We start from the raw sequence: 14,669 nt of genomic DNA, 5'->3' as shown, positions 1-14,669 counted from the left end.
ATCTGCTTTACATCTGTGGAAATCTGCGGGAGACCCCTTTGCCAGCTAATACCCAACCTGAACCAGAACGAATGATACAATGAAGTCAGAAATTGAGCAGATTGACGAACTACAGGTGCGCGTGTTTGCTACCCGACAGGAAATGGGTGTTGCTGCCGGGCAGGACATTGCAGCTAAAATAAGGGATTTGTTGCAGGAAAAAGAAAGCCTCCGAATCGTGTTTGCAGCGGCCCCTTCCCAAAACGAGATGCTGTCTTTTCTGGCTACCGCCGGGGGAATCGACTGGTCGCGGATTGACGTGTTTCACATGGATGAATACGTAGGGCTGGCTCCAGACGCCCCACAGCGGTTCGCCTATTTTCTGACCACCCATTTATTCGCAAACGTATCGCCCCGCCATGTCTACTTAATCGACGATTCGGCCGGGGTTATAGCCGCTTGTGAACACTATAAACAGTTGATAACTCAGGATCGCATTGACATCGTTTGTCTGGGCGTTGGCGAAAATGGGCACCTGGCCTTCAACGACCCACCCGTCGCCGATTTCAACGATTCAGAGGTCATAAAGCGGGTGAAACTGGATGCCGTTTGCCGCCAGCAGCAGGTCAATGATGGTTGTTTTTCGGCATTAAACGACGTACCGGAAGAGGCCCTGACGCTGACCATTCCGACATTGCTTTCTGGTCGGCATCTGTTTTGTGTGGTGCCGGGCAAAACAAAGCATCAGGCTATAAAAACCATGTTGACCGGGCCTGTTTCAACGGCTTGTCCGGCGTCTATTCTCCGGCGTCATCCCGATTGTACTTTATATGTAGACCGGGATGCTTACGGAGACTAATGGAACGCAGATTTTTATGATTCCTATGATGTAAAGGGGTTAGCGGTGCTTTCAACCTGTCAGAAACACCTCTGAAATCTTAACAATCATAAAAATCTGCGTTCCAATATTGAATCTAAACTAAAACACGAAACAGTATAGACGATGGTAACACCTGATGCAGTCGGCAGCCATGTCTCCACGAACCGGGGCACAACGGGCTCCATCGTGATTGTCGGCATCATGTTTTTTGTGTTTGGTTTTGTCACCTGGATCAACGCCATCCTGATTCCGTATTTCAAAATAGCCTGCGAACTAACTCATTTTCAGTCGTATCTGGTTGCCTTTGCTTTTTATATTTCGTATCTGGTCATGTCGGTGCCCGCTTCGCTGCTGTTGAAAAAGGTAGGGTTTAAGCAGGGGATGATGGTCGGATTTTTCATCATGTCGCTGGGGGCTTTACTGTTTGTGCCAGCGGCTTTTACCCGAACGTACAGCCTGTTTCTGGCCGGGCTTTTTACGATTGGCACCGGACTGGCCGTTCTCCAGACGGCGTCGAATCCATACGTTACGATTTTAGGCCCAATCGAGCGGGCGGCCCAACGGTTTAGCATCATGGGCATCTGCAACAAAACGGCGGGTATTGTTGCGCCCCTCCTGTTTGCCGCCGTAATTCTGAAAACATCGGATACCGAACTTTTTAAACAATTACCCCTGATGGCTTCCGGCGACCGGACTGTGGCGCTGGACGAACTAATCCAGCGGGTTATTGTGCCCTATGCCTGCGTCAGTGCGGTGCTCTTTGGATTGGGGTTGTTTATCCGCTTTTCACCCCTGCCTGACATCAATACCGAGCAGGAAAGCGACGAACTATCGGTCGCCAATTCGGGTAAAACCAGTGTCCTGCAGTTCCCTCATTTGGTGTTAGGCGCTTTTGGCATTTTTTTTCACGTTGGTTCGCAGGTAATCGCAATCGACACCGTTATCGGGTACGCCGGTTCGATGGGCATTTCACTGCTGAATGCGAAAGGGTTTCCCGCTTACATCCTCTTTGCCACCATCTGCGGTTACCTCATCGGTATCCTTACCATTCCCCGGTTTATACGGCAGGTCAACGCCCTTCGCATTTGCACCGGGCTGGGCTTATTGCTTAGTCTGGGCATTCTTTTTTCGCACGGAACCCTAACCCTGTTTGGCCACCGCTCCGATATTTCCCTTTGGTTTCTGGTAAGTTTAGGCTTGCCCAATTCGCTGGTATGGGCGGGTATCTGGCCGCTGGCGCTGGCCCGGTTAGGTCGTTTTACCAAAGCTGGCGGATCGCTGATGATTATGGGTCTGTGCGGCAATGCCATCATGCCTCTGGTATACGGTTATTTTGCCGACAGCTTCTCACTGCGACAGGCCTACTGGATACTTATTCCCTGCTATCTCTACCTGCTGTTTTACGCCGTGTACGGACACAAAATAAAAAGCTGGCGGTAAAAGCGACTTCGGCTGGTGTTGAGACGAATCGTATTGCCTTTGTCGCTTATCGGATAAGTGCCGAAATAGAAATCTAACAAGAATTTTTGTAAAAAATAGCCACTTCAGCTTAAGGGTTTTCAGGCGACTGCCGTGTCTATCAACATACGCCGATGGGTATATACTTCGGCGACCGTAGTTAATGACATAAACTATGCGGCAAACAGGCATCACAGGAGTTACGCTGGCGGCTGGTCCCGTAGCGTTTCAGGGTATGGACGCTCCGTCGCCGGAGGAGTTTTCCGAGTCATCGCCAGACAACGAACTGTTTATCCGACGGACCTTCGACCAGGATGCCCGGTTGGGCTGCGAGCTGCTGTTTCGGCGATACTACAACGCCTTGTGCAGCCATGCGGTGCGGTTTGTTTCGTCACGAGCCATAGCCGAAGATTTGGTCGCCGAAATCTTCTGTCAGTTCTATGCCGACCAGCTTTTTCAAACCATTACCACGTCCTACCGGGCCTATCTTTATAAGACAGTCCGGCATCGGGCATACAACTACCTGCGCCAGACACTCCGGCGCGACGCGGGGCTGGAAGAAGCGCAGTATCAGCCCGTTTCCGATACCCAGCAGCCCGATGCCATCACGCATTACGAAGAACTTTATCAGGACGTGGAGGCCGCCATCCAGACGCTGCCCGTACAGCGTCGGCGCATTTACCTCATGCACCGCTTTGAGGGGAAAAAATACGCTGAAATCGCTGGCGAACTGGGCTTGTCCATTCGCACGGTGGAGGTACAGATTCGCTTAGCCAGCCACACCCTGCGCGATTTGCTGAAAGGCAAATGGCTTTTGCTCGTGCTGTGGAGCATTACGCGCTATTTATCCTGATCGACGAACAATAAGGGTTTTGAACGGAGTCTGGTGTCATCCTGAACATACGACCTGACATGAACGAACGCATCAACAAACAACGGCTTTTCGATTATTTTGCCGGAAAGGTAACAGCCCTGGAAAAGCAACAGATTGACGAATGGAGCCGCGACCCACTCCACGAGGAGCTGTTTTATGGCTGGCTCGACGAATGGGAACAGACTCACCTGCAATACACGGCGGATCAGCCCACGGCCTTACGCCAGTATAAAAATTTTTTGTTCGCTGACCAGCCGGCACCGGGCCAACTGACAGACGCACCAACCCGGTCCATCAGTCAACTCAGTCGCCATAACTGGCGGCTATGGGCAGCAGCCGCGTCGGTTGCAATCGTGCTGGGCCTGTTCATCTTTCAGGAGCCACTGCTGACCCGCACCTACACGACGGGTTATGGCGAAACGCGCCAGCTAACTCTGCCTGATGGCAGTACAGTTACGCTCAACGCCAATTCATCCTTGCAACTTCCTCGTTTCGGCTTTAACAGCCGCTGGTTTGCTGTTACCGGGCTGCTGAATGGCCACCGGAACCTGCCCACCCGCGAAGTTCGGCTAACAGGCGAGGCTTTATTTTCCGTCACGCATACGGCTACCAATCAGCGGTTTGTGGTTAAAACTGGCAACGGCCCCGAAGTTGTGGTACTGGGCACTGAGTTTACGGTGTTCGCCCGGCCACGCGGTACGAAAGTCGTGCTGAATCGGGGGAAAGTGGAAGTGCATTACCAGCAGCCCGATCATCAGCCAAAACAGGTGATCATGAAACCCGGCGATTTCGTTATGCTCAACCCGAAGGGTGAGGTACAGCATCGGCAAACGCAGCAACCACCCACCAACCCCGCCTGGACTGAACACCGCTTTGTATTCGACAAAACGCCACTGACCGAAATTGTTGCCATGCTGGGCGAAAACTACGGCCTGACTGCCGAAATCGCGGATGCCGACCTTGGTCAGATGACGCTCTCCGGCGCCTACTCGGCCCAGACCGCCGACGAACTCCTGCGGATCATTGCCGAGGTGCTGAACATTACCATCGACCGAAAAGACAATAAACTACGCCTGACGCAAAACCCTCTTCAATAGTGTACACGATGCAACGAAAACTACGCCGATTGCCAGCGATTGGGCTGGTTAGTCTGATCTTTCTTGGACCACCCGCCGGGCTGTTGGCCGATACCATCGCGCAACCTACCCGAACCCCTGCCACGTTAACAGTCTTTCCCTCAACCCGGCCTGGACTGGCCCGTCAGCTCAGCGACGTGCTCGCCGAACTGAAAGAGCGCTATGGTGTCGATATTCTGTACGGCGACCAGCTTGTGCAGGGCCTGACCGTGCCGGGCGATGCGCTGAATCCAACGGCCACGCTGGAGCAGAATCTTCGGGCCGTGTTGAAACAAACGGGGTTGCGCTACCGCAAAGCCAAAAACGGAACCTACCTGATCACGGGCCAGCGGGCCGACCGAAAGCTGACAACCAGTGCGGACGTGTCGCCCGATCAAACCATGAACGATTCCGATAGTGGGCTTCTCACTAATGCGACAGCCCTCTCCGTTGCATCGCTACAGCCAACGTTGCTGGCACAACCGCAGGCGTCGGTCGATGAAACCGTGACCGGGCGCGTTACGAGTGAAACCGGTGAAGGGCTGCCCGGTGTAAGCGTGGTGGTGAAAGGAACCCAGCGCGGCACAACAACCGATCAAAACGGCAGCTACCGACTTGCTGTGCCGGGCCCCGAAGCCCTGCTGGTGTTTAGCTTCGTCGGATATCTGTCGCAGGAGATCGCCGTAGGCAAACGCAGTACACTAAATATCACCCTGCTGCCCGACGACAAAACCCTGAACGAAGTGGTTGTGGTAGGGTACGGGCAGGTAAAGAAAAGCGACCTGACAGGTTCGGTATCGACAGTGCCCATCGAAGAAATCCGTAAAGTAGCCGTTACGTCGCTCGACCAGCAGTTGCAGGGCCGGGCTGCCGGCGTACAAATCACCCAAAACTCCGGTGCGCCGGGAGGAGCTACCACCATCCGCATCCGGGGCGGCAACTCCATTCAGGGCGATAATGAGCCGCTGTACGTCATCGACGGCATTCCATTTAAGAACGATGGGGCGGGCAGCGGATCGAGTTTCAACGTGCTGAGTACCCTCAATCCGGGCGATATTGAGTCAATCTCGATCCTGAAGGATGCCAGTTCCACAGCCATTTATGGATCACGCGGAGCCAACGGTGTAGTTATCATTACCACCAAACGCGGCAAGGCTGGCAAGTCCACCATCAATTTTGACGCTTATTATGGCATTCAGGATGTCCGGCGCAAATACCCTGTCCTGAATGGCCGCGAATACGCGCAGTTTGTCAACGATGCCAACACCAACGAAGGCCGGGCCGCAGTGTACACCCAGGCGCAGGTCGACGCCTTTGGCGAAGGCGTCGACTGGCAGAACGAAATTTTCCGGCAGGCACCCATCCAGAACTACCAGCTTTCCCTGAGTGGGGGCGACGAGCGAACGCAGTATGCCATTGGGGGCGGCTACTTCCGGCAGGGCGGTATCGTCACGAATTCCGACTTTGACCGCTATTCTTTTCGCATCAATTTAGACCGTAAACTAACCAATCGTATAAAAATTGGGAACAGCCTGACCGTCAACCGTACCGTCAACCGTACCGTCACGAATCAGTCGCGTACCGACGGCGATCTGGGTAGTGCAGGTCTGGTAACGATTGCGGCCCTGCAATTTCCGCCTATCGTTCCCATTTATAACCCCGATGGAACGTATTTGCTAACCAGCCCGGCACTGCCCTTTACGGCCGACAATCCGGCGGCACTGGCCCGCGAAAGCAAGAACCGCAACACTGCCTTCCGCGCCTTCGGCAACGTATTCGGCGACTATCAGATCAGCGACGGGCTGAATCTGCGCGTTTTGCTCGGTGTTGATGCCGTGCTGCAAAAACAGGATAGCTACTTACCCCGCAGCGTGTCGAGCGGACTGGCCCAGGGTGGAGCGGCATCCGTTTTCAACGGGCAGTCGCTTACCTGGCTGAACGAGAATTTACTGACCTACAACCGCACCTTTGGCACAATACACACCATTGGCGCGCTGATTGGTTTCACCCAGCAGGCCAATCGCAACGAGACTGTCCGGGCCGAAGCCCGCAACTTCGTCAACGATAACTTAGGATCGAGCAACCTCGGGTCGGCTTCGGTGCCGCTTAGTCCCTCATCAGGCGTTGGCGCCTGGGGCTTACAGTCCTACTTAGCGCGGGTCAATTACGGCTACAAAGACAAGTACCTGCTCACGGCCTCGTTTCGCACCGATGGCTCGTCGCGCTTCGGGTCCAACAAACGCTACGGCTATTTTCCCTCAGCAGCGTTTGCCTGGCGCATAAGTGAGGAAGGATTCCTGAAAAATGCACGGGTCATTAACGACCTAAAACTTCGGGCTACCTACGGGTCGACGGGCAACCAGGACGGCATCGGCAACTACCCGGCTTACTCGCTGCTCGGCACGCAGAACTACGTCTTCGGCAATGTCGTTTCGACGGGTATTGGCCCCGCCCAGATTGCCAACCCTGACCTGTCGTGGGAAACAACGACACAGGCCGATTTGGGGGTCGACCTCGGGTTGTTCAACAACCGAATCACCATCACGGCCGATGTGTATCTGAAACGGACGAAAGATTTACTGCTGAACGTGACTATTCCGAGTACATCGGGCTATTCGAGCGCCATCAAAAACCTTGGACGCGTTGAGAACCGGGGTATTGAGTTGAGCCTTTCGTCGCGCAATGTGCCGGGGTCGCGTTCGGGCAAAGCCTTTAACTGGACAACCGATCTAAACCTGGCCGCCAACCGCAATAACGTGCTGGACATTGGTGGTGCCCCGCAGATTTTTGCCGGGCAGGTGGCCAATATCGGGCAAAACCTCACGTCGGGTATCATCCGCATTGGCGAGCCGCTGGGGTCGTTCTACGGATACGTCACCAATGGCCTGTACCAGACCGCCGATGAATTGGTGGCGGTGGCCGACCCGCAGGCCCGCAAACCCGGCGACCGTCGGTATGCCGACCTGAATGGGGATAAAAAGATCGATGATAACGACCGGGCGATTATTGGCCGGGCACAGCCTAAACTCGTGGGTGGACTGAACAATACATTTTCGTATAAAGGGTTGGAACTGACCGCGTTTTTTCAGGGAGTTTATGGCAACGACATTCTGAACGCCAACCGCTTCGAGCTGGAATACCTGAACGCCACAACCAACCAGACCCGCGACATTCTGAACCGCTGGACCCCAACCAACACCAACAGCGACATTCCGCGCGCATCGACAACACGCCCGGCTAACCGCATATCGACCCGGCAGATTGAAAGCGGTTCGTACCTTCGGCTGAAGAACATCCAACTGGCCTACAGCCTGCCCCAGTCGGCTCTGCGGACGCTGAAAATTCAGTCCCTGCGCGTGTATGCCGCTGCCCAGAACTACCTGACCATCACTAACTATTCGGGCTACGACCCCGAAGTGAACCGGTTTGGGCAGGATAGCCGCAGCCAGGGCTTCGATTATGCCAGTTACCCGGCGGCCAAAACGATCCTGTTCGGCCTGAACGCTGGATTTTAATACTGATGCCTGTTCCCAATAACGCCATGAAGAAGACCCTAACTACACTCCTGTTGCTTGGTAGCCTGACCGCGTGTGAGGTACTGGAACAAACCCCTGAAGCCAGTTTTACGCCCATCAACTTTTACCGAAACACCGATGATGCCAAAGCTGCGCTCAGCACCGTGTATGATCCACTGAACTCGGCCAATATGTATGGGCAGATTATGTGGATTATTCAGGATCAGGCTACCGACGATGCCGAGTGGGGCAATGGTCGATCAACGGCCAATCAGCCTAAAAACGACCTCGATAAATACACATTTACGCCCGCTACCAGCACGTTCCAGTCTCTGTGGACAACAGTTTATCAGGCCATTAACCGGGCCAATACGGTCATTGCCAGGGTACCCGCCATTTCTATGGACGAGGCCCTGAAAGCCCGCTATATTGCCGAGGCTACGTTTCTGCGTGGGTTCTATTACTTCACGCTCGTCCGGTTGTTCGGGGGCGTACCGCTGCAACTGGCTGAAACCACGTCGTTAGAAAACCTGAACGTACCGAGGGCGTCGGTCGGGGAGGTCTATAAACAGGTGATTCAGGATTTTACGGAGGCCGAAACTGTGCTACCCATTTCATACACCGGCATCGACCGGGGTCGGGCTACGAAGGGAGCGGCCAAAGCGTTTCTGGCGAAGGTTTACCTAACCCGGCAAGAGTGGGCGAAGGCATCGGCGAAGGCAAAAGAAGTGATGGATCTGGGCGTGTATGACCTCTGGGCCACGTTCGGCGAAGCGTTTCTGCTGGCCAATAAAAATGGCAAAGAAGCCGTCTTCGAAATGCAGGCGCTGGGTGGGGGCGTTGGCGAAGGCAGTCTGATGCAGGGATACATGCGCCCCAACTTCGACCGCGTTAATGGCGTGGCGGGCTTCGGCGACGACCCGGTGACGGATAACCTGTACAGAGCCTACAGCCCAACCGACAAACGGCGCGAAGTGACGATTAAATTGTACTCGGCAACTACCACACCGGCGGCTCCTGCCAGCGTGGTGTTTCCCGGCTATGTCAATAAATACCTGGATCCTACCGCTACGGGCAATAACGATGGCGCCAATAATTACCCCATCATTCGCTACGCCGATGTGCTGCTCATGTATGCCGAAGCCCTCAATGAGCAGGGAGCTGGAAACGCCGAAGCCTACACGGCTGTTAACCGACTGCGAAAGCGGGCGGGACTGACCGACCTGGCGGGTCTGACACAGGAACAGCTGCGCGACGCCCTCCTGCTCGAACGGCGGCTCGAACTGGCCTTTGAGGGTCATCGCTGGTACGATCTGGCACGTACAAAACGGCTCATCAGCGCCATGAACGTACAGAATCCAACCATTACGGTACAGGAACGCCATTATTTGTTTCCCATTCCGCAAACCGAGCGCGATGTGAACCCCTCGCTGGACCAAAATCCAGGCTATTGAACCAGCACAGGTAATTCTGTAGAAGCAGGGTCTTTAGCTGATCCAGCCCCCGGAATTATGACATGTAACTTGTAATGCGGCCGCCGTTGCCGTGGAAATTCTGTACATCCTTTACCTGAACGTATCTTATGAAGATTTTTAGCTGCCTGTTCACGTTCGCTGCTCTTTTTTCAACAGCCTACACAACGCCACCTACTGGCCATAAAGCTGCCGTGCGCCGGGCCGACGTGATTGTGTACGGCGGGACATCGGGGGCCATCACAGCCGCCGTACAGGTAAAAAAAATGGGCAAGTCGGTCATTATCGTCTCGCCCGACAAACACCTCGGCGGCTTGTCGGCGGGTGGGTTGGGCTTTACCGACACGGGCAATAAAGAAGTCATTGGCGGACTGTCGCGCGAGTTTTACCAGCGGCTGTATCAGCATTACCGGAAAGACGCGTCATGGGCCTGGCAGAAGCGGGAAGACTATGGCAATAAAGGCCAGGGGACGCCCGCCATCGACGGTACTTCGCGCACGATGTGGATTTTTGAACCCCATGCCGCCGAGCAAATTTTTGAAGAGTTTGTCCGGGAGAACAACATCACCCTCTACCGCGATGAGTGGCTCGACCGTTCGGCAAAAGGAGTCCAGAAAAAGGGCGGAACCCTGCAATCGTTTCGGACGCTGAGCGGCACAGTCTACGAAGGCAAAATGTTTATCGACGCAACCTATGAGGGCGATTTGATGGCGGCTGCGGGTGTTCGCTATCACGTTGGGCGCGAAGCTAACCGTGTGTATGGAGAAGCGCACAATGGCGTACAAACCGATGTCTTTCATCACCGCCATCACTTTATGATGAACGTCAGTCCGTTTACCATTGCGAACGATGCGAAAAGCGGCCTGCTACCCGAAGTGTCGGATCAGCCACCGGGTACGTTTGGCGAGGGTGACACTAAAATTCAGGCGTACTGTTTCCGAATGTGCCTGAGTAGCCACCCCGACAACCGGATTCCGTTTTCTAAACCCGAGGGATATAACCCAGCCCGGTACGAACTACTGGCCCGCGTGTTTGCCGCTGGCTGGCGCGAAAGTTTTGACAAGTTTGACCCGATTCCAAATCGAAAAACCGACACCAACAATCACGGCCCGTTCAGCACCGACTACATCGGCAAAAACTACGACTACCCCGAAGCCACCTACGAACGTCGACGCCAGATTATCCGGGATCATGAACTGTATCAGAAGGGCCTGATGTATTTTCTGCAAAATGATTCGCGCGTGCCAGCCGACATACAGGCGAAAATGAAGCAGTGGGGCCTGCCCAAAGATGAATTTAAGGATAATGGCGGCTGGCCGCACCAGCTTTACATTCGGGAAGCCCGGCGAATGATTGGCGAGTTTGTGATGAAAGAAGACGACGCCCTCGGCAAAACCAGCGTTCCCTATCCCATTGGTATGGGTTCCTATACACTCGATGCCCACCAGGCGCAGCGGTACGTGAAAGCCGATGGCTTCGTGCAGAATGAGGGCGACATTGGCGTTCACCCCGACAAACCATACTCCATTGCATACGGTTCTATTTTGCCGAAGGAGACGGAATGCAATAACCTGCTGGTACCCGTGTGCGTGTCGAGCACACACATTGCCTTTGGGTCGATTCGGATGGAGCCGGTGTTTATGATTCTGGGTCAGTCGGCGGCCACTGCGGCCGTCCTGTCCATTGACAATAAAGTAAGTCCTCAACGGTTGCCTTATGCCAAGCTGCAGGCCGTGCTGCTGAACGATAAGCAGCGGCTGACAAACTGATTTTTCCCTGCCCCTTTTCCCTAACCATAGTCATTAGGCTCCAGTGTCCATAAAAGCGGCTGACTTTTGTTGTTTACCTGCGTTTCTTTAGGAACCACCAAAGGGCGACTGCCAGCACAATTCCTACAATAGGGACAATCAGACCGCCCTGATAGATTACCCCGTAGTAATCATTCGGCGCTGGGTTTTTGCTGCTCGTGTTCATCCTGAAAACCCGAAAATACGACTTATTTGAGGGAGTAGGCCTTTACGGTATTGTGGAAAAAAGTAGGTACAAACAGCATCTGGGTGCCGGGATTATACCCAATGTCGGCTGAGTTGATTTTCTGGCTGGACGTGTCCAGCTTTAGTTCAGTAGTGCCGTCTGCATGGACATGCCAAATCTTGCCGCCCCACTCGGTAACTACATATGTTTTATTGCCCAATGCCACAATGCCATCAATACCGCCCATGCCCTTCGCTACCGTGCTAAGTTTTCTCGTTGCGGTATCCATACTCAGCAGTGAGCCATCGCCGTTGCCAATCAGTAGTTGATTCTTTTCAACTAAAAGACCATTAGGTCCCTTGAGCGGATCACCTGCCAGAATCATACTGGCTTTCCCCTGGGTTAGAGCCCACACTTTACTGTCGCCCGAATCAGTGATGTACACGACGCCCCGCTGGCTGTCAATGGCAATGTCATTGAGAAACTTGGCCCCTTCAATCGGATAGCGGTTGAGTATCTTGCCCGTAGCCAGCGCTATTTCCGCAACCTGCGTCATCTCGGTAACGTATAATTTGTCGCCCAGAATACCCATGCCTTTGGTGGAATTGAGGTTTTCGGTAAATTTTAGCTGGATCACTTTTCCATCCATACCCACTTTAGCCAGGTAACTGGCTTTGTTCTCCAGGGAGGGATTTCCATTGATACAGGCAACATAGAGGACATTTTTGACTGGGTCCACCAAAACACATTCGGGGGTGCGTAACGTCGTATCGGTTTCCCATACGGGTTTTAACGCGATTGTCTGGGCCTGAAGGACGGTAGTCAGGCTGAAGGCTACTAAACTACTGAGTAGAGTGAGGAGTGATTTTTTCATGGATTAACAGATTTAGAGGACTCTATGAAAAGCCAAAAATGACACCTTGCTTATAACACCTGGCTAATGTATAGAATTTCTGTTAATTATTCCCTCCTATGGCCGGCCAGAAGTACATCAGGTGAACACTTCCTGCTTACCCTGCTTTTCCGGGCAGGACTCATTCATGAATGTTTGTCTTACTATTGACAGCTACGATCAGGCTGTTAGCGTTACCAGCCAGTTCATAAAGGCGGTAAGCCAGCTTGTTTTGCGTAACTGATGGAAGAGGGTAATGCCGGCCACGGCACAGAACACCCCCCCCGTAACGTCCAGCACATAATGATGGCTGGTATAGACGGCCGAAAACCAAATGCCAGCCATCACGATGGCAAAAAACAAATTGACCAGCCCCAATCGGTTTTTTACGCCGTAATAGAGAACAAGTACCGGATAGGACGAGTGGAGCGAGGGCATGGCCGCAAAAACATTTGAGCTTTTCGCATAAATAGAGGCAAAAATGGGCACACCAGCCAGCCGGTCGAAATTGGCTAAGCCCGCCGTATTCCCCGGCGTGTGCGGCTCAAAGGCAAACCCATGCATCTGTATATACCAGGGTGGAGCCGCTGGATAGAAATAGTACCCCAGGAAACCCAGGAAATTAACCAGCACAAACGTCAGCGCAAACGGATAAAATGCCGGTCGGTTTTTGAAAAAAAGATAGGCAGCAAACAGCAGCGGTATAGGAATCCAGGTTAAATAGAACAAACCGGTTGCTATATCCAGCAGCGTTGTTCGATGGATGAGCCAGTATTCATTGGGGGTCAGCATCGTTTGGTCATAAGGGATACCAAACAGCTTTTTTTCCAGCAAATACAACGACTCAATGTGTACGGACGCATACTGATAATTTGGAAATGCTTTCATGTAATCGAAAACGATCCAGTACAACAGGAATATCGAGAACCCCGTAACGAACTTACGGGTTTGGGTTGAGGCAAAGTACAATCCGTTGACTAACCCAACCAGAAACAATTGATCCGGCTTAAACCCAACCAGTATAACGGACAGCAGCAGATAACCCAGTGAGAGAACACTGAGTAACAGGGCCTGTTTAGGAAGGGCGGGTGGGGCAAGCGGTGAATCTGGAATCATGTTGTGGCTGACTCTACTGATCTGCGGTTTAGTTTAGAAGCGGCCTGAAATTCACTGAAGGAACTTCAGGCTGACGAAGAAATACTATTCAGGCCCTAATTCAGACCATAAGACGTTCAACCGTACTCTCACCGGTAGATGCGTTGATGCCTTCTACCTGGATGTATTTTACATTAGGCTTCCACATCGTACCCCCCTCGATATGAATATAAAGACGTCTCAGAATCACTTTTTTCTGATTCACATTCGCATAGACATGATAGCCGGTCTCCCGCTCCGATTTGACCAGACGGAGTAAAAATTTCTTGTATGAGACAAAGTGTAATTCGAATTCCTCATTCGACAGCGCCCGCGCTTTGATGCCATAGGCAAATGTGCGCTGAATATAGGAAAGCTCCTTAGGCTGGCTTTGTTCGGTGTAGCGGATCCAGAAAACATGCACCGGCTCCTGTTTGTCCAATTGCCCATTTTTCAGATTCAGCGTACAGATAATGGTGTTGGGATTGGGGTCCCGCTGGAGATAAAACAACTGGTTTGGAATGTTTTTAGGCACCGGAAAAAGTAGCTTGACCTTATCCTGCCGGAAACCAGCGGGCATCGTCTTTGCTTCGCCCGATTGGATCAACAGGCTGGACAGCAGCAGAAACGCCAACATCAGCACCCTGGGCGGAGAAAGAGGCTTTTCTTTTTGGGCAAGGGCTTTTTTGGCATCCATCAACCGGTTATACGCCGTTACATTCGTCATAAAGGCCATAATCGTCAGCGGCAGGGTAAAAATCGACATCGTCTCAAAGACGTGCATGGGAATCCCTGGCACATACACTTTAAAACCGGGGCCGAGCAGGGGGGCAAAACAACCGCACGCCAGCGCCGATATGCCAATTGTAATGACCCGTTCGGGCCGTTGCATAAGCCCCCCTTTGGACTCTATGCCTAACCCTTCGGCCCGCGCCCGGGTGTAGCTAACCATCATCGAGCCGATTAGCGCAATAAAGGCAAACAGCGAACCGAAAAAATAGTGATGGGCAATCAGGTAATAACAAATACCCAGAAACATAATCAGTTCGCTATAACGGTCCAGAACCGAATCGAAGAGCGCCCCATAGAGCGAACTCATTTTGCCCAGCCGGGCTACCTGGCCATCCAGCATATCGAACAGACCCGCAAACAGCACCAGCGCGCCCGCCCAGCCAACATAGCTTAAATCGCCCCGGTTGCCTTGCTGAGCCCCGATGATGAAAATTAAAGCGACCCCTATATTCAGGGCTAATCCGATGGTAGTAACCATGTTCGGCGTTAGCCCCAGCCGGATCAACAACCGGACGAAGGGATTGATAAGGCTATAAATCCCCAGTTGAATTTTTGTGCGAAGTGGTAAGGCCTGTTGCATACGT

The 14,669-nt window shown here is 53.0% G+C and carries 10 protein-coding genes; 7 read left to right on the top strand and 3 right to left on the bottom strand.

What is annotated here, in order from left to right; translation table 11 throughout:
• Nucleotides 1–79: 79 nt before the first annotated feature.
• From ACYVI1_RS12115 to ACYVI1_RS12085, 7 genes are all read left to right on the top strand, one after another.
• Nucleotides 80–838: a glucosamine-6-phosphate deaminase gene (locus ACYVI1_RS12115; RefSeq protein ID WP_460910329.1), complete on the top strand. Its 759-nt coding sequence runs from the start codon at nucleotides 80–82 to the stop codon at nucleotides 836–838.
• 144 nt (nucleotides 839–982) lie between these two features.
• Entirely contained in the window at nucleotides 983–2,299 is a 1,317-nt protein-coding gene (locus ACYVI1_RS12110) for a sugar MFS transporter (RefSeq protein ID WP_460910327.1), read from the top strand.
• 193 nt (nucleotides 2,300–2,492) lie between these two features.
• Complete coding sequence (locus tag ACYVI1_RS12105) at nucleotides 2,493–3,170, top strand: RNA polymerase sigma-70 factor (RefSeq protein ID WP_460910325.1); 678 nt, start codon at nucleotides 2,493–2,495, stop codon at nucleotides 3,168–3,170.
• Between the two features lie 59 nt (nucleotides 3,171–3,229).
• The gene (locus tag ACYVI1_RS12100) at nucleotides 3,230–4,288 is read left to right on the top strand and encodes a FecR family protein (RefSeq protein WP_460910323.1); all 1,059 of its coding nucleotides are present in this window, start codon (nucleotides 3,230–3,232) and stop codon (nucleotides 4,286–4,288) included.
• Nucleotides 4,289–4,296: 8 nt separating this feature from the next.
• Nucleotides 4,297–7,821, top strand: coding sequence for a SusC/RagA family TonB-linked outer membrane protein (locus ACYVI1_RS12095; protein WP_460910321.1), 3,525 nt, complete (start codon nucleotides 4,297–4,299; stop codon nucleotides 7,819–7,821).
• 26 nt (nucleotides 7,822–7,847) lie between these two features.
• Nucleotides 7,848–9,275, top strand: a complete 1,428-nt coding sequence (locus ACYVI1_RS12090; RefSeq protein WP_460910319.1) for a RagB/SusD family nutrient uptake outer membrane protein — start codon at nucleotides 7,848–7,850, stop codon at nucleotides 9,273–9,275.
• Nucleotides 9,276–9,403: 128 nt separating this feature from the next.
• The gene (locus ACYVI1_RS12085) at nucleotides 9,404–11,062 is read left to right on the top strand and encodes an FAD-dependent oxidoreductase (RefSeq protein WP_460910317.1); all 1,659 of its coding nucleotides are present in this window, start codon (nucleotides 9,404–9,406) and stop codon (nucleotides 11,060–11,062) included.
• A gap of 227 nt (nucleotides 11,063–11,289) precedes the next feature.
• Here the strand turns inward: ACYVI1_RS12085 and ACYVI1_RS12080 are convergent, their stop codons facing one another.
• The 3 genes from ACYVI1_RS12080 to ACYVI1_RS12070 all read right to left on the bottom strand — a co-directional run bounded on the left by ACYVI1_RS12080 (nucleotide 11,290) and on the right by ACYVI1_RS12070 (nucleotide 14,665).
• Nucleotides 11,290–12,141, bottom strand: coding sequence for an SMP-30/gluconolactonase/LRE family protein (locus tag ACYVI1_RS12080; protein ID WP_460910315.1), 852 nt, complete (start codon nucleotides 12,139–12,141; stop codon nucleotides 11,290–11,292).
• 198 nt (nucleotides 12,142–12,339) lie between these two features.
• Complete coding sequence (locus ACYVI1_RS12075; RefSeq protein ID WP_460910313.1) at nucleotides 12,340–13,275, bottom strand: phosphatase PAP2 family protein; 936 nt, start codon at nucleotides 13,273–13,275, stop codon at nucleotides 12,340–12,342.
• A gap of 100 nt (nucleotides 13,276–13,375) precedes the next feature.
• Nucleotides 13,376–14,665 carry a DUF4833 domain-containing protein gene (locus ACYVI1_RS12070; RefSeq protein WP_460910311.1) on the bottom strand — a complete coding sequence of 430 codons (1,290 nt, stop codon included), beginning with the start codon at nucleotides 14,663–14,665 and terminating at the stop codon, nucleotides 13,376–13,378.
• Nucleotides 14,666–14,669: the final 4 nt, after the last annotated feature.

It is taken from the genome of Spirosoma areae, assembly GCF_054781775.1.
The sequence above is the reverse complement of the archived record's forward strand: the minus strand, read 5'-3'. Positions and strand labels throughout refer to the sequence as shown.

Bases quoted from the DNA above. Each gene is read 5' to 3' on its own strand.
- ACYVI1_RS12115 (WP_460910329.1), top strand. From the start codon at position 80: ATGAAGTCAGAAATTGAGCAGATTGACGAACTACAGGTGCGCGTGTTT.
- ACYVI1_RS12110 (WP_460910327.1), top strand. From the start codon at position 983: ATGGTAACACCTGATGCAGTCGGCAGCCATGTCTCCACGAACCGGGGC.
- ACYVI1_RS12105 (WP_460910325.1), top strand. From the start codon at position 2,493: ATGCGGCAAACAGGCATCACAGGAGTTACGCTGGCGGCTGGTCCCGTA.
- ACYVI1_RS12085 (WP_460910317.1), top strand. From the start codon at position 9,404: ATGAAGATTTTTAGCTGCCTGTTCACGTTCGCTGCTCTTTTTTCAACA.
- ACYVI1_RS12075 (WP_460910313.1), bottom strand. From the start codon at position 13,275: ATGATTCCAGATTCACCGCTTGCCCCACCCGCCCTTCCTAAACAGGCC.
- ACYVI1_RS12095 (WP_460910321.1), top strand. From the start codon at position 4,297: ATGCAACGAAAACTACGCCGATTGCCAGCGATTGGGCTGGTTAGTCTG.
- ACYVI1_RS12080 (WP_460910315.1), bottom strand. From the start codon at position 12,141: ATGAAAAAATCACTCCTCACTCTACTCAGTAGTTTAGTAGCCTTCAGC.
- ACYVI1_RS12100 (WP_460910323.1), top strand. From the start codon at position 3,230: ATGAACGAACGCATCAACAAACAACGGCTTTTCGATTATTTTGCCGGA.
- ACYVI1_RS12090 (WP_460910319.1), top strand. From the start codon at position 7,848: ATGAAGAAGACCCTAACTACACTCCTGTTGCTTGGTAGCCTGACCGCG.
- ACYVI1_RS12070 (WP_460910311.1), bottom strand. From the start codon at position 14,665: ATGCAACAGGCCTTACCACTTCGCACAAAAATTCAACTGGGGATTTAT.